The following is a 24,811-nucleotide window of genomic DNA, read 5'->3' as shown; positions in this document are numbered from 1 at the left end:
CGTGGCTGGCCGGGACGAGCCCGGCCATGACGGGCCGGATTGGGAGCCCCGCCGGTTGTTACGCCCGCTTGATCTTGAAGCTCGCCACGTACTCCTCGGGCTTGGCCGGATCGAAGGTCTTGCCCATCACCGAGAAGCTCTTGGTCGTGGCGGTCGGCGGCGTCAGCCCGACCTCCTTCATCAGGCGGGCCGTGTCGGTCGCCAGGAACACCTGGCTGGCCACCGCCTTGTAGTCGACGTCGCCCTTGATCTGGCCCCAGCGCTTCATCTGGGTGAGGATCCACACCGCGAAGGATTCCCACGGGAACGGATCGAAGTCGATCCGGTCCGGCACCTTCCTCACGTTGCCGAGCCCGTCGGCGAACGTGCCGGTGAGCACCTGCTCGACCACGGTGACGGGCTGGTTGAGATAGTTGGCCGGCGCGATCGCCTCGGCGATCGCCTTGCGGTTCTCGGCCTTGGTGGCGTAGGCGGTGGCGTCGATGATGGCCTTCAGCAGCGCCGCATAGGTGTTCGGCGCGGTCGTCACGAACTCCTTCGAGGCGGCGAAGGCGCAGCAGGGATGGCGGTCCCAGATGTCCTTCGACAGCACGTGAATGAAGCCGACGCCGTCGTAGACGGCGCGCTGGTTCACCGGGTCGGGGGCGAGGAAGCCATCGATGTTGTCGGCGCGCAGGTTGGCCACCATCTCGGGCGGCGGCACGGCGCGGATCTGGATGTCCTGGTCGGGGTCGAGCCCGTGCTCCGCCACGTAGTAGCGCAGCAGGTAGTTGTGCATCGAGTAGTCGAACGGCACCGCGAACTTGAAGCCCTTCCACGACTTCGGATCGCGCTTGTCCTTGTGCTTGATGGCCAGCGTGATCGCCTGGCCGTTGATGTTCTCCACCGCCGGCATGGTGTAGGGAATCGGATTGGAGCCGGCGCCGAGCGTGATGGCGAGCGGCATCGGCGACAGCATGTGGGCGGCGTCGTATTCCTTGTTGAGCGTCTTGTCGCGTACCACGGCCCAGCCGGCCGTCTTCACCACCTCGACGTTCAGCCCGTGCTTCGCGTAGAAGCCCATCGGATGCGCCATGATGATCGGGGTGGCGCAGGTGATCGGGATGAAGCCGACCTTCAGGTCCTTCTTCTCCAGCGCGCCCGCGCCTTGCGCGAACACCTCGGTCGCGGTGCCGAGCGGGAAGAACTGCGACAGCGCGGCGACCGCCGTCGAGGCGCCGACCGACTTCAGGAAGGCGCGGCGGGCCGCGTCCTTGGGGAACATCGCCCGCATCACGGCGGAGGCGACCACGCCCTTGTAGCGCTCCTCCTCCGCGGCCGCGGCGGCCTGCTGCATCTGCAGCGCTTCCGCCCGGACGGCCTGGTCGTGCTCGGTCTGGCTCGCATGGCGACCGCAGGCGCAGCCGGACGTCAGCCGGCGATCGCTTCGAAAGGGATCGTCGAAAATCGACATGAGGGCACTCCGTGTCGCCGCCGGGCCGGCGGGCCGTGGAGCGGTTTTGCAAGGCATGTGCCAAAAAGTGGCGCGACGAATTCCGATGCTGGCACCGGCCGGTTGTATGCAGTTGGTGTATGCAATGCCTAGAAAGCGGGCGCGGCTGACCCCTGGCGCGGCAGGCGCATGCGCACGTCTTCGTGCAGGCGCGTCGCCCCGCCGGCTGACGTTTCGGATGGCAGCGCCGGCGCAACGAAGCACGAACAGAGTTCCGTGAACGATTTCCGTGGTTTGTTCCCTTCGCAAAACCCCGCAGGCGGCGCCGGACCGTTCCGGCGGACGCCGCGGGCACCGGCACCGCCGAAAAAATGCGCTGCCGCAAGATTCTGCCTACCGATTCCACCTTATCCTGAGCCGCCGTGCCGCCGCGTGACGGGAGGTCGCAACCACCCCGGGCGGTCGGCGCCGCGCGTCCATGACCTGGACCATGACCTGGACCATGATCATGGACCATGATCATGGACCATGATCGTGGCACCGGCGGCCGGGCCCGCATGATCGGATACGTCGTGATCGGACACTCATGATCGGACACGGAGGATTGCTGTCGACCCTGGTGGTCAGCCTGACGATCGCCTTCCTGGGCGGCGTCGTGGCCCGTGCAATACGTCTGCCGCCGATGCTCGGCTATCTGGTCGCCGGCATCGTGGTCGGGCCGTTCACGCCGGGGTTCATCGCCGACCAGGCGATCGCCAACGAGCTGGCCGAGATCGGGGTCGCGCTGCTGCTGTTCGGCGTGGGGTTGCATTTCTCCTTCCGCGACCTCCTGGCGGTGCGCACCACGGCGGTGCCGGGGGCCCTGGTCCAGATCGCCGCCTCGACCGCGATCGGCTGGGCGGTGGCCGCCTGGGTCCTCGGCCTCGATCCGGTCGCGTCCGTCATCGTCGGCCTGTCGCTCGCCATCGCCTCGACGGCGGTGGCGACCCGGGCGCTCGACCAGCGCGGCCAGCTCACTGCGCCGGCCGGCCGCATGGCGCTCGGCTGGCTGGTCGTCCAGGACATGGTGGTGATCCTGGCGCTGGTGCTGATTCCGGCGCTCGGCTCGGGTGCCGCCACGGCCGGCGACTTCGCGGTCGAGCTCGGCCGGGCCGTGCTGCAGCTCGTCGGCTTCGTCGTCATCATCCTGGTGGTCGGCCGGCGGGCGATCCCGGCGCTGCTCGGCTACGTGGCGCGGCTCGGCTCGCGCGAGCTGTTCACCCTCGCCGTGGTGGTGATCGCGCTCGGCATCGCCTGGGGAGCGTCGCTGCTGTTCGGCATCTCGCTGGCGCTCGCCGCCTTCTTCGCCGGCGTGGTGCTGGGCGAGAGCGACCTCAACCATCACGCCGCCGCCGAGGCGCTGCCCATGCAGCACGTCTTCGCCGTGCTGTTCTTCGTTTCGGCCGGCATGCTGTTCGACCCGGCGACGATCGTGCGCATGCCGCTCGAGATCGCCACCCTCGTGGTCACCATCGGGGTCGGCACCGGGCTCGTCACCATGGCGATCCTGCTGGTCCTGCGGGCGAGCCCGGAAACGGCCGGCGTGGTCGGTGCGACCTTCGCCCAGATCGGCGAGTTCTCCTTCATCCTGTCCGACCTCGCGGTTCGCCACGGGCTCCTGCCCGGCATCGGCCGCGACCTCGTGCTGGCTGCGGCGCTGGTCGCCATCATGCTCAACCCGCTGATGTTTCCGATCGCCCTGAGGGTCGCGGCTTGGCTCGGCGAGCGGCCCGCGGTGGTCCGCTGGCGCGATCACGAGCTCCTGTCGTTCACGTCACGGCCGGGCATGCTCGTCGATCACGCCATCCTGGTCGGGCACGGGCGGGTCGGCTCGACCGTCGCGACCGCCTTGCGCCGGCACGGCCTCGATTTCGTGGTGGTCGAATCCGACCGTCGGCTGGCCGAGCGGCTGCGCGACGAGGGCACCCCCGTGGTCTACGGGGACGCCAGCCGTCCCGAGGTTCTCGGCGCCACCTTTCCGGAACTGGCCCGGCTGATCGTGGTGGCGCTGCCCGATGCGTTCCACGCTCGCCGGGTGATCGCGCTCGCCCGCGCCCTCAACCCGACGATCGAGACGGTGGTGCGCACCCATTCGGATGCCGAGGCCCTCTATCTCGCCGATGCCGGGGTCGGGCTCGCCGTCATGGGCGAGCGGGAGATCGCCTTCGGCATGTCGGACTTCGCCCTGCAGCGCCTGGGCGTTTCCGCCGAGGAGGCGCAGGACACCGTCAACCGGCTGCGCGCCCGCGCCCGTCCCGAGGCTTCGCCGGCCTGACGGCGGCGCGGCACTAGTCCGGGCGGACTGCGCCCGCGTCGCCCCGTCCCCGTCGCGCCGCCCGGCTACTTTGCAAGCTTTCTAACTTACTGACGTTTCGTAGATATTTTCTTGACTCCGAGGGCCCGCTCCAAGACAACCTGACATTGGTTCGCAGTTGCGATTTCAGAACCGAGGCGTCCTCATGGCTCATGTGTTTCCGGACGTGCAGACCGTCGCCGCGTTGTCGGCCTCGGCATCTCCCCTCCCGCTCGGCACGGCGCGACGCGGCTTCTGCGGCCGCATCGACGCGATCGCCGCCACCGGGCACGCGGCCGGCCTGCCGGCCGGCGAGCTGGAGAGCCGGCTGCTCGAGCTCGGTTTCGTCGAGGGCGCCCGGGTGGAGATCCTGCACGAGGGGACTTTCGGCCGCGATCCGATCGCCGTGCGGGTCAACGACGCGACCATCGCGCTGCGCCGCCGCGAAGCGATGGCGATCCTGGTGAGCTGATCCGGGTTTCCGACATGAGCGCCGCCGAACCGGTCGGGCCGTGGCATCTGGCCCTGGTCGGCAACCCGAACTGCGGCAAGACGGCCCTGTTCAACGCCCTGACCGGCAGCCGCCAGAAGGTGGCCAACTATCCGGGCGTCACGGTCGAGCGGAAGTCGGGCCAGTTCCAGACGCCGTCCGGCCGCAGCGTCCATCTCCTCGACCTTCCCGGCACCTATTCCCTGCGCGCCCGCAGCCCGGACGAGCAGGTGACCCGCGACGCCGTGCTCGGCAAGCTCGCCGGCGAGTCGGCCCCCGACATGCTCCTGTGCGTCGCCGACGCCACCAACCTGCGCATCGCGCTGCGCCTGGTGCTGGAGCTCAAGAAGGTCGGGCGGCCCATGATGCTCGCCCTCAACATGATCGACATCGCCAGGAAGCGCGGTTTCGAGTTCGACCTCGACCGGCTGTCGGAGGAGCTCGGCATTCCGGTCGTCACCTCGACGGCGGTACGCCGCGGCGGCGTCGAGGACCTGGTCGGCCGCATGGACGCGCTGATCGCGGCCCCTCCGGCAAAGGCCGCGGCCGGCACCTGGGCCGTGCCGACGGCGTCCGAGCTGCGCGCCACCCAGCGAGAGGCCGACCGCATCCTGGCCGCCGCCGTGAAGGCACCGGGCCGGCCCGACACCCTGACCGGGCGGCTCGACACGGTGCTGCTGCATCCGGTGTTCGGCATCGTCATCCTGCTCGCCGTGCTGTTCGTCATGTTCCAGGCGGTGTTCACCTGGGCGCAGCCGGCCATGGAGGGCATCAAGGCCGGCTTCGAGGCGCTCGGCGCGCTGGTCCAGGCCTATCTGCCGGAAGGCCTGCTGCAGAGCTTCGTCCAGGACGGCGTCATCGCCGGCGTCGGCAGCGTGCTGGTGTTCCTGCCGCAGATCGTCATCCTGTTCTTCTTCATCCTGGTGCTCGAGGATCTGGGTTACCTCGCACGCGCCGCGTTCCTCATGGATCGCGTGATGGGCGGTGCGGGCCTGCACGGGCGTGCCTTCATCCCGCTGCTGTCGAGCTTCGCCTGCGCCATCCCGGGTATCATGGCGACCCGCGTGATCGACAACCGGCGCGACCGGCTGACCACCATCCTGGTGGCGCCGCTGATGACCTGCTCGGCCCGCATCCCGGTCTACGTGCTGATCATCTCGGCCTTCGTGCCGGACGAGGAGGTGCTCGGCCTGTTCTCGCTGCAGGGGCTCGTGATGTTCGGGCTCTACGCCATCGGGATCGCCAGCGCGCTCTTGGTGTCGTTCGTCGCCAAGCGGCTGTTCTGGCGCGACCACCCGACCGAGCCGTTCATGCTCGAGCTGCCGGACTACAAGCTGCCGCGCCCCAAGAGCGTGCTGATCGGCCTCTACACCAAGGCGATGATGTTCCTGAAGCGGGCCGGCACCACCATCTTCTCGATGATGGTGCTGATCTGGTTCCTGGCCTCGTTCCCGCGGCCGCCCGAGGGCGCCACCGAGCCGGCCATCGACTACAGCCTCGCCGCCTGGATCGGCAAGGCGCTGGAGCCGATCACGGCCCCGATCGGGTTCGACTGGCACATCAACGTGGCGCTGGTGCCCGGCATGGCGGCCCGCGAGGTCGCGGTGGCGGCGCTCGGCACCGTCTACGCCATCGAGGGCGGCGCCGAGGCGGCCGACAAGATCGGGGCGACGCTGGCCCAGAGCTGGAGCCTCGCCACGGCGCTCGCCCTGCTCGCCTGGTACATCTTCGCGCCCCAATGCGCCTCGACGCTCGCCGTGATCCGCCGCGAGACCGGCGGCTGGCGTTGGATGGCGGTGTCGTTCGGCTACATGATCGCGCTCGCCTACGCGGCCGCCTTCGTCACCTACAACGTCACCCGCCTGCTCGCGGCGGGGTAGCAGACCGGGTCATTCCGGGGCGCGGACCGCAGGTCCGCGAGCCCGGAATCCATATCCCCGGTGCCGATGGCTCACGAAACACAGGGGTCATGAGTCCCGGGCCCGGCGCGTCGCGCCGCCCCGGGACGACAGAGCCAGTGCACCCCGAACGATCCCGGAAAGACCTGCTATAAAGGCCGCCGCTGACTCGTTCCGGCAGGTCGTCATGAACGTCTTCCGTCTCTATGTGCGCGCGCTGGCGCTGCTGGCGCCGGTGAAGCGTCTCGCCTGGACCCTGGCCTTCGCCAACCTGGCGCTGGCGGCCGCGCAGTTCGCCGAGCCGGTGCTGTTCGGCCGCGTCGTCGACACGCTGTCGCGCGCCGCGGTCCCGGGAAGCGCCTTCGCCTGGTCGACGCTCGCGACCCTCCTGGCCGCCTGGGCGGTGTTCGGCCTGTTCAACATCGCCTGCGGCACGCTCACCGCGCTCTATGCCGACCGGCTCGCCCACCAGCAGCGTCAGGCGGTCCTGGCGAGCTATTTCGAGCGCGTGCTGGAGCAGCCGCTCGCCTTCCACGGCGCCACCCATTCGGGCCGGCTGATGAAGGTGATGCTGCAGGGCACCGACGCGCTGTGGGGCCTGTGGCTCGCCTTCTTCCGCGACAACCTCGCGGCCTTCGTGTCGTTCTTCGTGCTGCTGCCGCTCGCTCTCGTCCTCAACTGGCGGCTGGCGCTGCTGCTCGTCGCGCTCTGCGTCGTCTTCGCGGTGCTCACCGCCTTCGTGATGCGCAAGACCGAGACGCTGCAGCGTCTGGTCGAGACCAACTATTCGGAGCTCGCCGAGCGCGCCTCCGACACGCTCGGCAATGTCGCCCTGGTGCACTCCTTCGCCCGGGTCGAGGCCGAGGTGACGGGGCTCAAGACCGTCATCGACCGGCTGCTCGCCGCCCAGATCCCGGTGCTGTCCTGGTGGGCCGTGGTGGCGGTGCTGACCCGCGCGTCGACCACCCTCACCATGCTGGCGATCGTGCTGCTCGGCACCTGGCTGAACGTCTACGGCCTCGCCTCGGTCGGCGAGATCGTCACCTTCATGGGCTTCGCCACCATGCTGATCGCGCGGCTGCAGGACGCCGTGTGGTTCGTCAACCGGGTGTTCGCCGAGGCGCCGCGGCTGGCAGAGTTCTTCGAGGTGTTCGACACCGTGCCGGAGATCCGCGACCGGCCCGGCGCCGTCGATCCCGGCCGGCTCCAGGGCCTCGTCGCGTTCGAGGACGTGTCGTTCTCCTACGACGGCAAGCGGGCCGCCGTCGCCGATCTCACCGTCACGGCGAAGCCGGGCGAGACCATCGCCTTCGTCGGCACCACCGGGGCCGGCAAGACGACGGCGCTGGCGCTCCTGCACCGCGCCTTCGACCCGCAGTCCGGCACCATCCGGATCGACGGCATCGACATCCGCACCATGACGCTCTCGGCGCTGCGGCGGAACATCGGCGTTGTGTTCCAGGAGGGCCTGATGTTCAACCGCTCGATCGCCGAGAACCTGCGCATCGGCAAGCCCGACGCGACCGACGCCGAGCTGCGGCTCGCCGCCGAGCGGGCCCAGGCCATGGAGTTCATCGCCCGCACCCCCGGCGGCTTCGACGCCCGGGTCGGAGAGCGCGGCCGCAGCCTGTCGGGCGGCGAGCGCCAGCGCCTCTCCATCGCCCGCGCGCTCCTCAAGGAGCCGCCGATCCTGATCCTCGACGAGCCGACCTCGGCGCTCGACGCCAAGACGGAGACGCGGCTGATGGCGGCGCTCGACGAGGTGATGAAGGGCCGCACCACCTTCGTGATCGCCCACCGCCTCGCCACGGTGCGGCGCGCCGACCGCATCCTGATGTTCGAGCACGGGCGCGTGGTCGAGCAGGGCACGTTCGACGAACTGATGGCGAAGGACGGCCGCTTCGCCGAGCTCGCCCGCGACCAGTTCATCGCCGCCGGCCCCGGCACGGCCGCCGAAGGCGACGCCGCCGCGGCGGCCGCCGGCCTGCCGGGATAGAGGCCGGGCCGCGGTCTTCGGCCTCTCCGTCGCCGTGCTCCGCGAAGGCGCTATGGGATGCACATCGTGCGCCGCGCATGCAAGCCGTCATGCGCGGGCTCGACCTGCGCATCCATCACTCTTCGTAAGCAGTCATGTTCTTCGAGGCGGATGGATCGCCGAGTCGAGCCCGGCGATGACGCCGAAAAACGCGACGCACTGAGTTCGCCGGCGCTTTCGGGATCTGTGCATGCCGTAGCGCGAAGGCGGAGCACCCGGTCCGCCGCAGCCTTGCGGGGTTGAACACCGGAAGCCGCGGATCCTGGGTCGTCCGCCTCCGCGAGGGCTTTGCAGAATCCGTCATTCCGGGGCGCGCCGAAGGCGCGAACCCGGAATCCAGCTCCGAACTCGGCATTCTGGGCTGGATTCCGGGTCCGACGTTCCGCGTCCTCCCGGAATGACGAATTCTGCAAAGCCCTCGCCTCCGCGGACGACCACCATCGCGAGGATCGTGCGATTGGGCGTCAGCCGAAAGCCTCACTCCGCCGGTGTCGCCGTCGGCTCGCTGCCCTTCTTCGCCGCGTCCTTCCTCGCCTTGCGCGCGGCGAGGTGCTCCTCCCACCGCTGCGTCAGGACGAAGAAGGACGGCACGAACAGCACGGCGAGGCAGGTCGAGGCGATCATGCCCGAGAACACCGTGATGCCGATCGAGGCCCGGGCCGAGGCGCCGGCGCCGGTCGCCACCACCAGCGGCGCGACGCCGAGGATGAAGGCGAACGACGTCATCAGGATCGGCCGGAATCGTTCGCGCGCGCCCTCCACGGCCGAGTCCAGGATGCTCTTGCCGGCGGCCCGGGTCTCGCGGGCGAACTCGACGATCAGGATGGCGTTCTTGGCGGAGAGCGCGATCAGCAGCACGAGGCCGATCTGGACATAGAGGTTGTTGTCGATCTTCAGCGCGTTGAGGACCGCGACCGGGCCGAGCAGCGAGAGCGGCACGGCGAGCACCACCGAGATCGGCGCCCACCAGCTCTCGTACTGCCCGGCCAGCACCAGATAGACCAGCAGAATCGACAGGGCGAAAACCATGAACATCTGGTTGCCGACGATCTTCTCCTGGTACGACATCGCCGTCCATTCGATGCCGGCGCCCGGCGGCAGGGTGCGGGCCGCGATCTCCTCCATGAGCCGCATCGTCTGGCCGGTCGACACGCCGGCTGCCGGCAGCGCCACGATGGTGGCCGACGGATAGAGATTGTACAGGCTGATCAGCGGCGCCCCGACGGTCGGTGTGATGGTCATCAGCGTGCCGAGCGGGATCATGTCGCCCTTGGTGTTGCGGACCGTCAGGTTGCGGACGTCGTCGAGCCGCTGGCGGAAGTCCGCGTCGGCCTGCACGTAGACCTGGAAGACCCGGCCGAACTTGTTGAACTGGTCGACATAGGTCGAGCCCAGATAGCCGGCGAGCGTCTGGAACACCTGATCGAGCGAGACCTGCAGGGTCTCGGTCTTCACCCGGTCGACCTCGACCCGGTATTGCGGCGCGCTCGACCGGAAGGTGGAGATCACCCGCTGGATCTGCGACTGGCTCGCCGCGTTGGCGACGAAGTTGTCGACGATGCCCTGCAGCTTGGGCAGGTCGAAGCTGCCGTCGCGCAGCTCGACCTGCATGGTCACGCCGCCGGCGTTGCCGACGCCCTGGATCGGCGGTGGCGGCACGACGAGGATCTTGGCCTCCTCGATCACGTCGAGGGCGTTGTTGAGCCCGGTGAACAGCGAGCGCAGATCCTCGCCCTTGCCGCGCTTGTCCCAGTCCTCCAGCATGACGTAGGCGACGCCGGCGTTGGCGAGCGAGGCCGAGTTGTCGAGCGGCGAGATGCCGGCGATGGTGATCACCTGTCTGACGCCCGGCGTCTTCGCCGCGATGGCGGAGACGCGGTCGAGCACGGCCTGGGTGCGGGTGAGCGAGGCGCCGTCGGGGAGCTGGACGCTCGCCACCATGTAGCCCTGATCCTCGATCGGCAGGAAGCCGGTCGGCACCCGGGTGAAGCCGAAGAGCGCGCCGCCGATGATGGCGAGCGCCAGCACGGCCATGGCGGCGCTCTTCGCCACCATGCGCTTCATCAGCCCCTCGTAGAGGTGCTCGGCCTTGCCGTAGACGGCGTTGAAGCCGCGGAAGAAGGCGTTGCGCTGCTCGGGTGGCACCGGCGCGCGCAGCCAGGTCGCCGCCTGGGTCGGCTTGAGGGTGAGGGCGTTGATGGCGGACAGCAGCGCGGTCGCGGCGATGACGAGAGCGAACTGCGCGTACATGCGACCGGTCAGGCCGGGCAGGAAGGCGGCCGGCAGGAACACGGCCATCAGCACCAGGGTGATGCCGATGATCGGGCCGAGCAGGATCGTCATGGCGCCAATCGCCGCGTCGTGGCCGCTCATCCCCTTCTCGATGTTGTGTGCGGCGCCCTCGACCACGACGATGGCGTCGTCGACCACGATGCCGATCGCCAGCACGATGGCGAACAGGGTGGAGAGGTTCACCGTGAAGCCGAGCGCCGCCATGCCGGCGAAGGCGCCGATGATGGTCACCGGCACCGTGGTGGCCGGCACCAGCATGGCGCGCCAGTCCTGCAGGAACAGCAGGATGACGATCAGCACCAGGATCGCCGCCTCGTAGAGCGTCTTGTAGACCTCGTTGATCGACGCGGTGACGAAGATGGTGGTGTCGAACGGGACGCCGTAGACCAGGCCCTGCGGGAACTCCTTGGCCAACACCGTCATCTTGGCCTTGACCAGGTCGGCGACGTCGAGCGCGTTGGCGCCGGGCGACTGGAAGATCGCGAGGCCGGCGGCCGGCTTGCCGTCCTGGGTGAAGACCTGGCTGTAGGTCTGGGCGCCGAGCTCGACCCGGCCGATGTCGCGCACCCGCGTCACGTCGCCGTTCTGTCCGGTCTTGACGATGACGGCGGCGAACTCCTCGGGATCGTCGAGACGACCGAGCACGTCGAGCGTGTACTGGAAGTTCTGAGTCTTCGGCGACGGCTGCATGCCGACCTGGCCGGCCGTCACCTGCTGGTTCTGGCCCTGCAGCGCCTGCACCACGTCCTGGGTGGTCAGGGCGCGCGCCTGCATCTTGTTCGGATCGAGCCAGACCCGCATCGAGTACTGGCCGGCGCCGAACACCGTGACGTTGCCGACGCCGGACAGGCGCGAGATCTCGTCGCGCAGCCGGATGGTCGCGTAGTTGGCGAGATAGAGGCTGTCGTAGCGGCCGTCCGGCGAGGTCAGGGTGACGATCTGCAGAATCGACGTCATCTTCTTCTGCACCGTCACGCCCTGCACCTGCACGGACTGCGGCAGCTGCGACAAGGCGGTGGCCACGCGGTTCTGCACCAGCACCTGCGCGGTGTCGAGGTCGGTGCCGATCTCGAAGGTCACGATCAGGCTGTAGCTGCCGTCGGACCCCGAGTAGGACTGCATGTAGATCATGTCCTGGACGCCGTTGACCTGCTGCTCGATCGGCAGCGCAACGGTGTCGATGACGGTGCGGGCGCTGGCGCCCGGATAGCTCGTCGTCACCGAGACGGTCGGCGGAACCACGTCGGGATACTGCGAGATCGGCAGCCGCAGCAGCGCGACGGCGCCGATCACGATCATCAGGATGGCCAGCACGTTCGCGAGAACGGGCCGCTCGATGAAGAATTTCGAGATCATGCGGGCCTCGCCGCGTCACTGCATGGTGCGGGGACGGGGGAGACCGCCCGGCACCGCGGGCGGCGCCGGCGAGGGCGATGGCGGCAGCGCGGGCTCGCCCACCTTCGGGGCGGCCGGCAGCGTGTTGGGCAGCGGCGGCGGCGCAGGGGGGGCGGCCGGCAGCGAGGCGGGGGGCGGCGCTGCGATCGTCGTGGCCTGCGGATCGACCTTCTGGCCCGGCACGGCGCGCAGGCTGCCGGCGACCACGACGCGGTCGTCCGCCGAGAGGCCCTTCTCGATCACCCGCAGCTCGCCGACCTGCGGCCCGACCTCGACCTTGCGCTGCTCCACCGTGCCGTCGGCGGCGACGACCAGCACGTAGCGGCCGCCCTGATCGCTGCCGATCGCCGTGTCGGGCACCAGCAGGGCGGAGCGGATGCGCTCGATCGGCACCCGCACCCGCACGAAGTAGCCGGGCAGCAGGCCGCGGTCCTGGTTCGCCAGGATGGCGCGGGCCTGCAGCGTGCCGGTCGAGGCGGTCACGCTCGGCGACACGTAGTCGAGCGTGCCGACATGCGGCCAGCCGGTATCGGTCTGCGTGGCGATCTCGATCGGAACCTTCCTGATGTCGTCGCGGGTGAGGCCGCGGCGCTGCATCTCGTCGCGGATGCGCTGCACGTCGGTCTCGCTGATCGTGAAGTTCACGTAGATGGGTTCGAGCTGCACGATGGTGGCGAGCGTGGTGGGCTGGCCGTTGGCGCCGACATACTGGCCGAGCGACACCTGACGGGCCGTGACGACCCCGTCGAAGGGCGCGGTCACGTGGGTGTAGCCCTGGTTGATCACGGCGAGCTGGGTGTTGGCCTTGGACTGATCGAGGTTCGACTGCGCCGAATCACGGGCAGCGGTCGCCTGGTCGAGCAGCGACTGCGGGCTCGCCTGCTTGGCGACCAGGTCGACCTGGCGGTCGTAGACGATCTGCTGCTGCTTGAGGTTGGCCTCGGCGCCGAGCTCGGCCGCCTTGGCCTGCTCCACCTTCACCCGGTAGGGCTCCGGCTCGATCGTGAACAGGAGCTGGCCCTGCTTCACGTAGTCGCCGTCGCCGTAGCTGATGCCCTGGACGAAGCCGGCGACGCGGGCGACCAGGTCGGTCTGGTTGACCGCGGCGGTCGAGCCGGTCGCCTCCAGGAAGCGCGTCACCTCCTGCTGGACGGGCTTGGCCACCGAGACCTTGGGGGGCGGCGGCGGAACGTATTGGTTCTGCTCGCCGCAGGCCGCGAGCACGAGGGAGAGGCCGACGGCTCCCGCCGTCACGATCGATCGAACCAGCGCGGTCACGGCGTCCTTCCGGAACTAGCTTGCACCAGGAACGTGGCTGTCCCATGCGGGCCGGGCGCATCCTGCAGGGGACGGTCCGGACGGGGAATCCGCGAGACGATGCCTGCTTATATCAGCTTTTCGGCGCCGCGCGCATGTCGCGTGTGTTTCCTTATCGCGTGCAGGCTGCGCCCGGTCGCGCGGTCGCGGGGCGTATCAAGGCATCGGCCTGCGTTCCGGCCGTGAGACCGCGCCGCCGACGACAGATCGAGCGGAAATCGTAAACGCCGGTTAACGACTCGGGGGTAGGCTGCATGGGAAAGACCATGACCAGGACACACCACGCCCGTCACGGGATCGCCGCCCTCGTCGCCTATGCGGTCGGGCTGGTGGTCGTCGCGCTCGCCGGGTGGGAGGTCGGGGCCCGGCAGCTCGGCTACGTGCCGCTCACCACCCGTGTGTTCGGCCCGTCCGGTCCGCCCGAGGCCGAGGTGCGCCGCTGGGGCCGGATGCTGGTGAAGGCCGACTATCTCGGGAACTGCCGCGAATACACGGTCGACAACCGCACCCAGCAGGTCATCGACAAGGGCATCGTCCCGTGCGAGCCGCCCAAGGAGACCGAATCGGCGAAGCCGAAGACCACCGGCGGCAAGTTCGACTCCTTCCGGGATGCGTTCGGGAAGAAGTGAGAGCCGGGCGTGCGGCGCTCTCCGTAGAAGACGCCATCCCGGCTCGGCGCCTGCGCGCCGCCGCCGGACGACGACGAATCAACGAGCCCCCGTCTGCCGCACCGCCGCATCGAAGCGGGCGAGCGCCGCCGCGCGCTCGTCGTCGCTCATCATGGCGGCCGAGAAGCTCGTCCGGGCGAGCGTGACGATCTCGGCCGGCGACAGGTCCAGCGCCCGGGCGATGGCGGAAAAGTTGTCGTTCACGTAGCCGCCGAAATAGGCCGGATCGTCGGAGTTCACCGTGACGGTGAGGTCCTTCTCCAGCATGTGCCGCAGCGGATGATGCGCGAGGTCGGGGACGACGCGCAGGCGGAGGTTGGAGAGCGGGCACACGGTCAGCGGCACCCGGTCGCGGGCGAGGCGGGAGATCAGGGCGGCATCCTCCAGCGCGCGGTTGCCGTGGTCGACGCGGCGGACGCCGAGCACGTCGAGCGCCTGCCACACATAGTCCGGCGGGCCTTCCTCGCCGGCATGGGCGAAGAGCTGGAAGCCGGCGTCGCGGGCGCGGCCGAACACATGCGCGAACTTCTCCGGCGGATGCCCTTTCTCCGACGAATCGAGTCCGACCCCGACGATGCGGTCGCGGTGCGCCAGCGCGGCGTCGAGGGTGCGCTGCGCGTCGGCCTCGTCGAGATGGCGCAGGAAGCACATGATCAGGCTCGCCCGGATGCCGAAGCTTTCACTCGCCTCCACGCACGCCCGATGCAGGCCGTTCACCACGGTGTCGAAGGCGATGCCGCGGCTGGTGTGGCCCTGGGGATCGAAGAACATCTCGACATGCACGACATTGTCGGCGTGCGCCCGCCTCAGATAGGCGAAGGCGAGGTCGTAGAAATCCTGCTCGGTGACCAGCACCGACATGCCGACGTAATAGACGTCGAGAAAGTCCTGCAGCGAGCCGAAGGCGTAGGCGCGGCGCAGCGCCTCGACCGAGTCCCAGGGCAGTGGGATGTTGTTGCGGCGGGCGAGCGAAAAGACCATCTCGGGCTCGAGTGAGCCCTCGATGTGGATGTGCAGTTCGCATTTCGGCAGGCAGGCGATGAGGCGATCGCGGTCCGGCATGTGCACGCAAGGTCCCCGGGGGTTCGAATCCCTCGGACCATAGCAGATCGGGCCGTCGCGAGGTGTCGTCCAGCGCTGAGCCGAAGCTCATGCGCACGGGTCCGCTCGTCCCCGCGAAGGCGCTACGGGATGCACAGGTCTCGAAAAGCTGCGGAGTTTCGGTGAGAGGCAAACACGCCGGCCGCCCCCTCCGACGTCATCGCCGGGCTCGACCCGACTATCCATCTCTCTGCCACAGAACGCTTTTTTGGTGAAGGTGATGGATGCGCGGGGCGAGCCCGCGCATGACGCTTTCATGCGTGACACGCAATGTGTGCATCCCGTAGCGCGAAGGCGGGGACCCAGGAGCCGCGCGACGGGCGCTGGTGGGTTTGGCCCTGGATCCCCGCTTGCGCGGGGATGAGCGGAGGGCGGGGTGAGGTGCATCGTCCCGCTCCTCCGTCACGTCGCCAGCGCGTCGGCCGGTGCGGCCTTTCCGGGAGCCGTTGCCGCGGCGGCGGGACCGCCGGTCGCGACCGCCGGGGCGGCCGGAGCGGGCGCCGCCGCGGGCGGGGGTGCCGGCGGCGCCGCCCCGGCCGCCGCTGCGGCCGCCGGTGCCTCGGCCTCCGCCTCGGCGAGGCGGCGGCGCTCGGCGCGCGGCAGGGCGAAGCGGTCGTAGAGGATCGGCAGGAGGAGCAGGGTGAGGGCGGTCGCGGTGACGAGGCCGCCGATCACCACGATGGCGAGCGGACGCTGGATCTCGGCGCCGGGCCCGGTCGCGAACAGGAACGGAACGAGGCCGAGCGCCGCGATCGAGGCGGTGAGCGTCACGGGCCGCAGCCGGCGCCGCGCGCCTTCCATCACGGCCTCGCGGAACGGCAGGTCGCCGCGGGCGCAGACCTCGTTGATGTAGGAGATCAGCACCACGCCGTTGAGCACCGCGATTCCCATCAGGGCGATGAAGCCGACCGAGGCCGGCACCGACAGGAACTCGCCCGAGGCCCACAGCGCGACCACGCCGCCGATGGCGGCGAACGGCACGTTGCAGAACACCAGCGTGGCCTGGCGCAGCGAGCCGAAGGTGAGGTAGAGCAGCAGGAAGATGGCGGCGAGCGCGATCGGCACCACGATGGTGAGGCGCGCCGCGGCGCGCTGCTGGTTCTCGAACTGGCCGCCCCAGACGAGCCCGTAGCCCTTCGGCATCTCGACCCGCGCCGCGACCGCCGCCTTGGCGTCGTCGACGAAGCCGACGAGGTCGCGGCCGCGCACGTTCGCCAGCACGGTGGCGAAGCGCTGGCCGTCCTCGCGGATCACCTGGATCGGCCCGTCCTCGACCGCGATGGTCGCGACCTGCGACAGCTCCACGGTGCCGCCGCCCGGCAGCACGATCGGCACCCGGGCGAGGTCGGCCGCCGAGGACCGCAGCCGCTCCTCGCCGCGCACGACCAGCGGCGTGCGCACCTGGCCTTCCAGCACCAGGCCGAGCCGGCGGCCGTCGACCCAGACGCGCAGCGCCTCCTGCACCTCGTCGGCGTTCAGCCCGAAGCGCCCCGCCTTCTCGCGGTCGACCGCCACGGTGAAGTAGCGCATCCCGGCGTTGCGCAGCGCGAACACGTCGATGGCGCCCGGCACGGTTCGGATCGCCGCGGCGACATCGCGGGCCGCCCGGTTGAGGGTCGCGATGTCGTCGCCGAACACCTTGACGACGACGTCGCCGCGCGCCCCGATGATCATCTCCTGCACGCGCATGTCGATCGGCTGGGTCAGGGCGTAGTCGATGCCCGGGATGGTGTCGAGCACGCGCCGCAGCTCGCCCAGGAACCAGCGCGTGTCGGGCCCGCGCCACTGGTCCTTGGGGGCGAGGGTCATGAACATGTCGGTCTCGTTGAGCCCGACCGGATCGATGCCGAGCTCGTCGGCGCCGGCCCGCGCCATGATGCCCTTGATCTCCGGGATCTCGGCCATCAGCGCCTGCTGGATGCGCAGGTCGGTCTCCGCCGCCTCGTCGACCGAGATGGTGGGGAACTTGCGGATGGTGACGACCGGCGTGCCCTCGTCCATCACCGGCATGAAGGTGCTGCCGATGCGCGGGAACACCACCGCGACCGCGCCGACGCCGATCGCCACCGCCATCACCACGGCGACCGGCTTGCGCATGACATAGGCGAGCAGCGGGTCGTAGCCGGCGTGCAGCCTGCGCACCAGCCACGGGTCGGCGTGATGGCCGGCGCGCAGCACATGCGCCGAGATCGCCGGCACCACGGTGAGCGAGAGAACGAGCGCCGCGATCAGCGCCACCACGATGGTGAGCGCGACAGGGCTGAACAGCCGTCCCTCCAGCCCCTGCAGGGCGAGCAGCGGCGTGAACACCACGATGATGATGGCGACGCCGGAGACCAGCGGCACCGCGACCTCGCGGGTCGCGTCCAGGGTGAGGCGCAGCCGGGTCGCGAGATCCGGCCTCTCGACCGTCGACAGCCGGTGCTCGACGTTCTCCACCACCACGACGGCGCAGTCGACCAGCAGGCCGATGGCGATGGCCAGCCCGCCGAGCGACATGATGTTGGCCGACCAGCCGAGCTGGCGCATCACCGCGAAGGTGGCGAGCACGGCGAGCGGCAGGATCAGCGACACCACCAGGGCGGAGCGAAGATTGCCGAGGAACAGGAGCAGCATGACGACGACGAGCGCGATCGCCTCCAGCAGCACCTTCTGCACGGTCCACACGGCGGCACCGATCAGCTCGCTGCGGTCGTAGAAGATCACGACGCGGGTGTTCTCGGGGAGCTGCGGCTGCAGCGCGGCGAGTCTCGCCTTCACCCCGTCGACCACGGTGCGGGCGTTGGCGCCGCGCAGGCCGAGCACCAGGCCCCACACGGTCTCGCCCGCCGCGTCGGCGGTGACGACGCCGTTGCGGGCGAGGGCGCCGAAGCGCACGTCGGCGACGTCGCCGACCCGCACGATCGCGCCGTTGCGCACCGTCACGATGGTGTTGCGCACGTCGTCGAGGGTGCGGATGCGGCCCTCCGAGCGCACCAGCAGGGCCTCCTCCCCGTTGCGGATGCGCCCGGCGCCGTCGTTCCTGTTGTTGTTCTCGATCGCCTTCTCGAGCATCTGGGTGGTGATGCCGCGCGCCGCCATGGCCGAGGCCGAGGGGATCACCTCGAAGGTGCGCACGAATCCGCCCAGCACGTTGACGTCGGCGACGCCGGGCAGCCCGCGCAGCGCCGGCCGGATCGTCCAGTCGAGCAGCGAGCGCTTCTCCTGCGCGGTCAGCGTGTCGGATTCGATGGTGAACATCACCATCTCGGCGAGCGGCGTGACGATCGGGGCGAGACCGCCGTCGGCGTCGTCGGGCAGCTGACTACGCACCTCCTGCAGCCGCTCGTTGACCTGGGCGCGGGCCCAGAAGATGTCGGTGCCGTCGGCGAACTCGAAGGTCAGCAGCGCGACCGCGTAGCGCGTCGTCGAGCGCATGCGCACGAGGTTCGGGATGCCGCGGGCGGCGAGCTCGATCGGCGTGGTGACGCGGCTCTCCAGCTCCTCGGGCGTCAGGCCGGGCGCCTTCATGGAGACCAGCACCTGCACGGGCGCGACGTCCGGAAAGGCGTCGATGGAGAGCCGCTGATAGGCGGTGGCGCCCCATACGGCGAGCGCGATCGCGCCGATGAAGACGAGGAGGCGCTGGCGCAGCGCGACGTCGACGAGAGAAGCGAGCATCGGATCAGTCCTGGTCGGCGGCGGCGAGCTCGGAGAGCAGCGCGACGATGCCGCGATCGGCCACCTGGTCTCCTGGCGACAGCCGGCCGCGGATCGACGTCGTGGCGGTGCGCTCGGCGACCACCTGCACGGGCTTGGCGCGGAAGCCGGTCTCCTCGCGCACGAACACCCAGGCGCGGTCGCGATGGCGCACCACCGCGGTCGCCGGCACCGACCATTGCGGCAGGCCGTTCTGGCCGATCCTGAGGGTCGCCGCGACGGCGAGGCCGGGCCGGACCGTGCCGCCGGCGGAATTGATCTCGGCGACCGCCACGGCCGACTGGGTCGCCGCGTCGACGGTGCGGCCGATCCGGATGATGCGGCCCTCGACTCCGTAAGCCGGCAGGATCACGCGCGATCCCACCGTCACGGCCGACAGACGGGTCGCCGGCACCTGCAGGTTCAGCCACAAGGGATCGAGCGCCGCGATCGAGAGGAGCGCCGCCGCCGGCTCGACGCGCTGGCCCGGATTGGCGTTGCGGCTGACGATCGTGCCCGAGATCGGCGCGTGCACCGTGACGGCGCTGGCGATCTTGCGGGTGGTGCGCAAGGCCTCGATCTCGGCGTCCGACATCTCCATCAAGGCGAGGATCTGCGAGCGCTCGTCGAGCCGCGACCTGGCGTGTGCCGCCTCGGTCTCGGCGACCCGCAGCTCGCGCTCGGGCGTCACCCGGCCTTCCCACAACAGCCGGGTGCGGCGCAGCCGGTCGGCCGCCAGCGCCTCGTCGGAGAGCGCGGCGAGATACTGACGCTGCGCCTCGACGAGGTCGGGTGAGCGCAGCTTGACGATGGGCTGACCGGCCGTGACGGACTCGTCGGTCGCGACCAGCACGGTCTCGACCAGACCGCCGGCCGGCGCCGCGACGACGCGCAGCTGCTGCGGCGGGATCGCGACGGTGCCGGGCAGCGAGAGCTCGAGGTCGCCGGTTTCCGGCGTGACCGCCGTTGTGGCGATGCCGGCGGTGCGGATTTCGCGCTCGTCGAGGGCGATCGCGACACCCTCGCGGTCACGGTCGCGGCCGTGGTCCGGCGGTGCGGCTCCGTCGGCCGCGTGAGCGGCCGGAAGGGCGATCGTGAGTGTCAGGGCGAGCGCCAGGGCCCGCCCGGTGAAGGCAGTCGGAAACGGCATCGTGGTCTCGTTCGGTTCGGCTCGGGAATTTCCAAGCTCGGGAATTTCCAAGTCGGCCGCCCGGACTCGCGTCGGAGAGATCCCGGTCGCAGTCCATGCGTGCGCGTGTCGTCAGGCTGCTGCTCGGCGTCGCACGATGCGCTCCCGGTCGTTGATCCTCGCCAGAAGGTAGAGAGGTGCCCGCGCCGCGCCAGACCCGCCGGGACGTTCGCGATGTCGCACCGTGCGACCGGGCGCCGCGGCGGGATGGCGTGCGCGTGGCTTCTGCGAGATTTTACGAGCGGCGACGCGGACGTGATCACGTCCTGCGACAAAGCGCCGTGGCGCCGCGGCCGGACCGGCTAGAGGCGGGCGCGGAAATGGCGCGGCGGCACGCCGTAGGCCCGCTTGAAGGCGGTGGCAAAATTCGCCGGGTTGGCGTAGCCGGCGAGGAACGCCGCCTCGTTGACCGAGACGCCGTCGCGCTCCAGCGCCTCGCGGGCACGGTCGAGCTTGCGGCCCCGGATGTGGTCGACGATGGTCGTCCCGCGCGCCGCGCGGAAGATGCGCTGCATGGTCGAGACGCTCATGCCGACGTGACGGGCCACCGTGTCGAGCGTGACGGCGTCGTCGAGATGGGCGTCGACGAACTCGCAGATGGCGCGCACCCGGGCGTAGTCCTTCGGCCGCAGCAACGGCGCCGCGGCGGCGCTCTCCGAGCGGGCGACGGCGTGCAGTGCCTCGCCGACGATGTCGATGGCGCGGCTCTCGCAGTAGAGGTTGCGCATCAGCGGCGCGTAGGCGGGCGGCTTGAGGATCTGCTCGACCAGCGAGACCAGCCGGGCGGACGGTGTCCATCGCATGCTGGCGAGATGCGAGCGGCTGAAGGCGAGCACGCCGCGATGGCCCTCGACGGCGTCGAGGCCGCTCTCGTCGAGCCACTGCGGCGATACCGTCACGGTGACCTTGCGGACATGGGTGCCGCAGGCCGAGCGGCGCTGGAAGGTCTCGCGTCGGGCGCGCGCCACCACGACGGCCTCGACCGGGGCGCTCCGGCCCTCGTCGCGATGCCCCATGGCGAAGATGCGCTCGCCCATCCGGGCGGTGACGCCGCCTTCGAGGAAGAGCGAGAAGGTCAGGCCGGGCTCCTGCACGGCGCGGGTCTCGAGATCGTGCAGATCCCAGACGTCGGTGGCGTGCAGGTGCAGCCCGGAGCGCAGCTCCATCTGGACGAAGTCGCCGCGCAGCAGCACGGCCTCGTCCTCCAGCACCGGCGCGACCAGGCGGAAGTCGGCGGCCTTCGCCCAGCGCCGCAGATCGCGATGGCGCACGACTCGCGGGCCGCGCGGCGCGTCGTCCATCGCATTCATCGCAGTGCCGTCCAGCCTCTCATGACCGACAAAGGACGCAGGAGGGACGGCCGTGTCAATCGCGGCGGCGCGCATTTGAAATGGTATAGCTCTAATCTTCCAAGTCTAGAATTGCAGCAGGGAAGCCCTTCGTCGTAGGGGTTTGGTGATTTCGCAAAGAAAATACACGTCCCGTCGAATGTACGTCTCCTCCCTCCGTCGGTTAACTGATCCGACCACTGTGGGGGTGGGAAGACACGGCCACGGCCGTGACGTCGACGGGGGCTGGCCATGACTTGCACGACTTTCACCGACCGATCCGCCCGGATCGTCAGCCTTCTGCTCGCGACGACGATGCTGGGCGGCGCCGTGTCGACGGCCGTGCAGGCGCAGGAGGGCACGGCGCTGCCGACCATCCGGGTCGAGAGCGATCGCCAGACCGGTGGCGGCGGCGACGGCGAGGCGACCGCGCCCGGCGCCGGTGGCGAGGGGGGCGCGGTGACCCCGACCCGCGGCGTCGCCGCGACCTCGTCGAGCGCGGTCGGCCCGGTCGAGGGCTACGTCGCCGACCGCAGCATGACCGGCACCAAGACCAACACGCCGATCGTCGAGACCTCGCAGTCGGTGTCGGTGGTCACGCGCGACCAGATGGAGGACCAGGGCGCCGAGAGCGTCAGCCAGGCGCTGCGCTACACGCCGGGCGTGCTCCCGGATCTGCGGCCGGCGAGCCGCTTCGACATCGTCCCGGTGCGCGGCTACAGCAACGGCGGCAGCGTGGCGCAGAGCTTCGTCGGCTTCCAGGACGGCCTCAGGCTGCTCCGCGGCATCTCCTATGCGATACCGACGGTCGATCCTTATGCGCTGGAGCGCATCGAGGTGCTGCGCGGCCCGTCGTCGATCGTCTACGGCCAGACCAATCTCGGCGGCATGATCAACCTGGTCACCAAGCGGCCGCTCGACAAGCCGTTCCACGAGGTGGAGATCACAGGCGGCAACTGGGAGCGCCTGCAGGGCGCCTTCGACTTCTCCGGCCCGATCGACAAGGACGGGCACTGGCTCTATCGCCTCACCGGCCTCGCCCGCAACTCCGGCACCCAGGTCGACTACACCGAGGACGACCGCTACATGCTCGCCCCGGCCCTGACCTGGAAGCCGAGCACCGACACCACCTGGACGCTGCTCGCCAACTACACCTACGATCCGAACAGCTTCTACTCGGTGTTCCTGCCCAAGAACGGCACCCTCTACGCCAGCTCGCGCGGTCAGATCCCGTCGACCTTCAACGTCTCGGATCCGGGCTACGAGGTGTTCGAGCGCAAGCAGGCCTCGGTGACGTCGCTGTTCGAGCATCGCTTCGACGACACCTGGACGGTGCGCCAGAACACCCGCTACATGCACCTCGACACGCATTTCCGCGGCCTCTCGCCGTCAGGCCTCAGCGGCACGACGATCAGCCGCAACAAGTCGAACGTGAAGGACGAACTCGACTCGGTCGCCACCGACAACCAGGTCCAGTCGCAGTTCGCCACCGGCGCGTTCCAGCACACGGTTCTGGCCGGGCTCGACTATCAGTACGCTGATTCTCGTCGCTTGCTCGGCAGCGCCGCCGCGACGACGATCGACTACACGAACCCGATCTACTGGCAGAACATCCCGGTGGCGCCCTACCTGACCGACTCCAGCCAGACCACTGATCAGCTCGGGTTCTACGCTCAGGATCAGATCCGGCTCGGCAACATGATCGGCATGTTCGGCATCCGGCGCGACCGGGCGAGCTTCGACTACAGGCAGGTCACCATCGCGACCGGAAAAGTGGCGTACGACCTCTCGCAGACCGACGAGGCGACGAGCTGGCGCGCCGGACTGCTCTATCACTTCGAGAACGGGCTCGCGCCTTACATCAGCTACTCGACCTCGTTCGAGCCGGTGACCGGCACGACCCTCGACTACTACGGCCGGCCGTTCAAGCCGACCACCGGCAAGCAGGCCGAGGCGGGGATCAAGTATCAGCCGCCCGGCTGGGACCTGCTGTTCACGGTCGCCGCCTACGAGCTCACCCAGTACAACGTCCAGACCACCGATCCGGATTCGACCCATGTCGGCCTGCAATGCGGCGGCGTGAGCACGCGCTGTAGCGTGCAGACCGGCGCGGTCCTGAGCCGCGGTCTCGAGCTCGAGGCCAAGGGCAAGCTCACCCGCAACATCGAGTTCGTCGGCGCCTTCACCTGGCAGGACATGGAGGTCACGCAGACGAACGACAGCACCGCGCTCGGCAAGCGGCCCATCATGGTGCCGGAGTATTACGGCTCGCTGTGGGGCAAGTACACGTTCTACGAGGGGCCGCTGGCCGGCTTCGGCATCGGCGCCGGCGTCCGTCATGTCGCATCGACCTACGCCAACACCACCAACACCATCGAGGTCCCGGCCTTCACTCTGATGGACGCCGGCATCCATTATGACTTCGAGTACATCGAGCCGAAGCTGAAGGGCCTGCGCCTGTCGCTCAACGCCACCAACCTGTTCGACAAGGAGTACGTCGCCTCGTGTGGCACCGGCACCGGCAACATCGACGTCGGCTGCTTCTGGGGCACCCGCCGCACCATCCTGGCGACCGCGAGGTATCGCTGGTGACGGCTTTCACCGGACCCGCGATCGTGCGTCCGCGCGATCGCGTCGAAGACGCCGCCGGCAAGGGTACGTTCTCCGGCCCCCCGCCGGCGGCGTTGCCGCACACCGAGGTCCGCACGCTGCGCCCTGCCGGCGGGTTGGAGCATCGCATCTATGTGGCGCGGCCGCACGGGCCGCCGCCGTCGCCGGACGGCTATCCGCTGATCGTGCTGACCGACGCCAACGCCGCCTTCGCCACCATGGTCGAGGCGGTGGGCTTGCGCTCACGCCGGCCGGAGGTGACCGGCGTGGTGCCGGCCGTGGTGGTCGGGCTCGGCTATCCGACCGACGAGCCGCTCGACCTCGTCCGCCGCACCTTCGACTACACGCCGGCTCCGCGCGGCCCGCTGGAGATGCCGCCGCGGCCGGACGGCTCGCTGTGGCCGCCGGTCGGCGGCGCCGACCGGTTTCTCGATTTCATCGGCGACGACGTGCTGCCGGCGATCGGGACCGAGTTTCCGCTCGATCCGGCGTGGCGCACGCTGTTCGGCCACTCCTTCGGCGGCCTGCTCACGCTCTACGCCCTGTTCACCCGGCCCGGCCTGTTCCGCACCCATGTCGCCGCGAGCCCGTCGATCTGGTTCGCCGACCGCGTGGTCGAGGCGCACGAGCGTGCCTTCGTCGCGGCGCTTCGGCCCGGGGCGGATCTTCGCCTGCTGATCACGATGGGCGGCTGCGAGCAGGAGCCGACCGCGGTCGAGATCGACGGCGCCGACGCCGCGGTCCGGGCCGACTGGAAGCGCCGTAACCGGATGATCGACAATGCTCGCGAGATGGCGGCGCGCCTCGCCCCGCTCGCCGGCCGCGGGCTCACGGCCGAGTACGTCGAGTTCCCGGACGAGGACCATGTCTCCGTGGTCCCGGCCGCGATCTCGCGCGCCGTCACGCTGGCGCTGGGTCGGCCGTTGCGGGGTGATCGTGAAATGCCGGTCGGCCATCGGAGGGGCGCGTGATCACATGGCGCCGTCTTTTCCCCTCTCCCCTCGTGGGAGAGGTGCCGAGCGAAGCGAGGCGGGTGAGGGGGCGCG

The 24,811-nt window shown here is 69.8% G+C and carries 14 protein-coding genes; 7 read left to right on the top strand and 7 right to left on the bottom strand.

Features of this window, described 5'->3' with window-relative positions:
- Nucleotides 1–58: 58 nt before the first annotated feature.
- The gene (locus tag J2S22_RS08130) at nt 59–1,453 is read right to left on the bottom strand and encodes a CmpA/NrtA family ABC transporter substrate-binding protein (protein WP_272776555.1); all 1,395 of its coding nucleotides are present in this window, start codon (nt 1,451–1,453) and stop codon (nt 59–61) included.
- Nucleotides 1,454–2,036: 583 nt separating this feature from the next.
- Here J2S22_RS08130 and J2S22_RS08125 point away from each other — a divergent pair.
- From J2S22_RS08125 to J2S22_RS08110, 4 genes are all read left to right on the top strand, one after another.
- Nucleotides 2,037–3,746, top strand: a complete 1,710-nt coding sequence (locus J2S22_RS08125; RefSeq protein WP_272776556.1) for a cation:proton antiporter domain-containing protein — start codon at nt 2,037–2,039, stop codon at nt 3,744–3,746.
- Nucleotides 3,747–3,930: 184 nt separating this feature from the next.
- Nucleotides 3,931–4,236, top strand: a complete 306-nt coding sequence (locus tag J2S22_RS08120) for a FeoA family protein (protein WP_272776557.1) — start codon at nt 3,931–3,933, stop codon at nt 4,234–4,236.
- Nucleotides 4,237–4,250: 14 nt separating this feature from the next.
- A complete protein-coding gene (feoB, locus tag J2S22_RS08115) occupies nt 4,251–6,134 on the top strand; it encodes a ferrous iron transporter B (protein ID WP_272776558.1) in 1,884 nt (627 codons plus the stop codon).
- A gap of 205 nt (nt 6,135–6,339) precedes the next feature.
- Nucleotides 6,340–8,148 (top strand): glucan ABC transporter ATP-binding protein/ permease, encoded by a 1,809-nt coding sequence (locus J2S22_RS08110; protein WP_272776559.1) that lies wholly within the window; start codon nt 6,340–6,342, stop codon nt 8,146–8,148.
- 516 nt (nt 8,149–8,664) lie between these two features.
- Here J2S22_RS08110 and J2S22_RS08105 read toward each other — a convergent pair.
- On the bottom strand, nt 8,665–11,835 hold the full coding sequence (locus J2S22_RS08105) for an efflux RND transporter permease subunit (RefSeq protein ID WP_272776570.1): 3,171 nt from the start codon (nt 11,833–11,835) through the stop codon (nt 8,665–8,667).
- Between the two features lie 15 nt (nt 11,836–11,850).
- The gene (locus tag J2S22_RS08100; RefSeq protein ID WP_272776571.1) at nt 11,851–13,152 is read right to left on the bottom strand and encodes an efflux RND transporter periplasmic adaptor subunit; all 1,302 of its coding nucleotides are present in this window, start codon (nt 13,150–13,152) and stop codon (nt 11,851–11,853) included.
- A 305-nt stretch (nt 13,153–13,457) separates the two neighbouring features.
- Between J2S22_RS08100 and J2S22_RS08095 the strand changes: the two genes are divergently transcribed.
- Entirely contained in the window at nt 13,458–13,820 is a 363-nt protein-coding gene (locus J2S22_RS08095; protein WP_272776572.1) for a hypothetical protein, read from the top strand.
- A gap of 78 nt (nt 13,821–13,898) precedes the next feature.
- Here J2S22_RS08095 and J2S22_RS08090 read toward each other — a convergent pair whose 3' ends face one another.
- From J2S22_RS08090 to J2S22_RS08075, 4 genes are all read right to left on the bottom strand, one after another.
- Nucleotides 13,899–14,921 carry an adenosine deaminase gene (locus tag J2S22_RS08090; RefSeq protein ID WP_272776573.1) on the bottom strand — a complete coding sequence of 341 codons (1,023 nt, stop codon included), beginning with the start codon at nt 14,919–14,921 and terminating at the stop codon, nt 13,899–13,901.
- Between the two features lie 441 nt (nt 14,922–15,362).
- On the bottom strand, nt 15,363–18,620 hold the full coding sequence (locus J2S22_RS08085; protein ID WP_272776574.1) for an efflux RND transporter permease subunit: 3,258 nt from the start codon (nt 18,618–18,620) through the stop codon (nt 15,363–15,365).
- A 4-nt stretch (nt 18,621–18,624) separates the two neighbouring features.
- The gene (locus J2S22_RS08080; RefSeq protein WP_272776575.1) at nt 18,625–19,788 is read right to left on the bottom strand and encodes an efflux RND transporter periplasmic adaptor subunit; all 1,164 of its coding nucleotides are present in this window, start codon (nt 19,786–19,788) and stop codon (nt 18,625–18,627) included.
- 341 nt (nt 19,789–20,129) lie between these two features.
- Entirely contained in the window at nt 20,130–21,128 is a 999-nt protein-coding gene (locus J2S22_RS08075; RefSeq protein WP_272776576.1) for a helix-turn-helix transcriptional regulator, read from the bottom strand.
- A 279-nt stretch (nt 21,129–21,407) separates the two neighbouring features.
- On the opposite strand from J2S22_RS08075, the gene J2S22_RS08070 reads away from it, so the two are divergent.
- Nucleotides 21,408–23,747: a TonB-dependent siderophore receptor gene (locus tag J2S22_RS08070; RefSeq protein ID WP_272776577.1), complete on the top strand. Its 2,340-nt coding sequence runs from the start codon at nt 21,408–21,410 to the stop codon at nt 23,745–23,747.
- Nucleotides 23,744–24,736 (top strand): alpha/beta hydrolase, encoded by a 993-nt coding sequence (locus tag J2S22_RS08065; RefSeq protein WP_272776578.1) that lies wholly within the window; start codon nt 23,744–23,746, stop codon nt 24,734–24,736. Before J2S22_RS08070 ends, J2S22_RS08065 begins: the two co-directional genes overlap by 4 nt.
- Nucleotides 24,737–24,811 lie beyond the last annotated feature (75 nt).

Origin of the sequence: Rhodoplanes tepidamans, from assembly GCF_030813915.1 — a bacterium.
Classification (GTDB): Bacteria; Pseudomonadota; Alphaproteobacteria; order Rhizobiales; family Xanthobacteraceae; genus Rhodoplanes; species Rhodoplanes tepidamans.
The sequence above is the reverse complement of the archived record's forward strand: the minus strand, read 5'-3'. Positions and strand labels throughout refer to the sequence as shown.

What these genes read in the sequence shown, in the direction of transcription:
- J2S22_RS08090 (WP_272776573.1), bottom strand. Translation starts at nt 14,921, where the DNA reads ATGCCGGACCGCGATCGCCTCATCGCCTGCCTGCCGAAATGCGAACTG.
- J2S22_RS08070 (WP_272776577.1), top strand. Translation starts at nt 21,408, where the DNA reads ATGACTTGCACGACTTTCACCGACCGATCCGCCCGGATCGTCAGCCTT.
- J2S22_RS08085 (WP_272776574.1), bottom strand. Translation starts at nt 18,620, where the DNA reads ATGCTCGCTTCTCTCGTCGACGTCGCGCTGCGCCAGCGCCTCCTCGTC.
- J2S22_RS08080 (WP_272776575.1), bottom strand. Translation starts at nt 19,788, where the DNA reads ATGCCGTTTCCGACTGCCTTCACCGGGCGGGCCCTGGCGCTCGCCCTG.
- J2S22_RS08075 (WP_272776576.1), bottom strand. Translation starts at nt 21,128, where the DNA reads ATGGACGACGCGCCGCGCGGCCCGCGAGTCGTGCGCCATCGCGATCTG.
- J2S22_RS08130 (WP_272776555.1), bottom strand. Translation starts at nt 1,453, where the DNA reads ATGTCGATTTTCGACGATCCCTTTCGAAGCGATCGCCGGCTGACGTCC.
- feoB (WP_272776558.1), top strand. Translation starts at nt 4,251, where the DNA reads ATGAGCGCCGCCGAACCGGTCGGGCCGTGGCATCTGGCCCTGGTCGGC.
- J2S22_RS08110 (WP_272776559.1), top strand. Translation starts at nt 6,340, where the DNA reads ATGAACGTCTTCCGTCTCTATGTGCGCGCGCTGGCGCTGCTGGCGCCG.
- J2S22_RS08105 (WP_272776570.1), bottom strand. Translation starts at nt 11,835, where the DNA reads ATGATCTCGAAATTCTTCATCGAGCGGCCCGTTCTCGCGAACGTGCTG.
- J2S22_RS08120 (WP_272776557.1), top strand. Translation starts at nt 3,931, where the DNA reads ATGGCTCATGTGTTTCCGGACGTGCAGACCGTCGCCGCGTTGTCGGCC.
- J2S22_RS08095 (WP_272776572.1), top strand. Translation starts at nt 13,458, where the DNA reads ATGACCAGGACACACCACGCCCGTCACGGGATCGCCGCCCTCGTCGCC.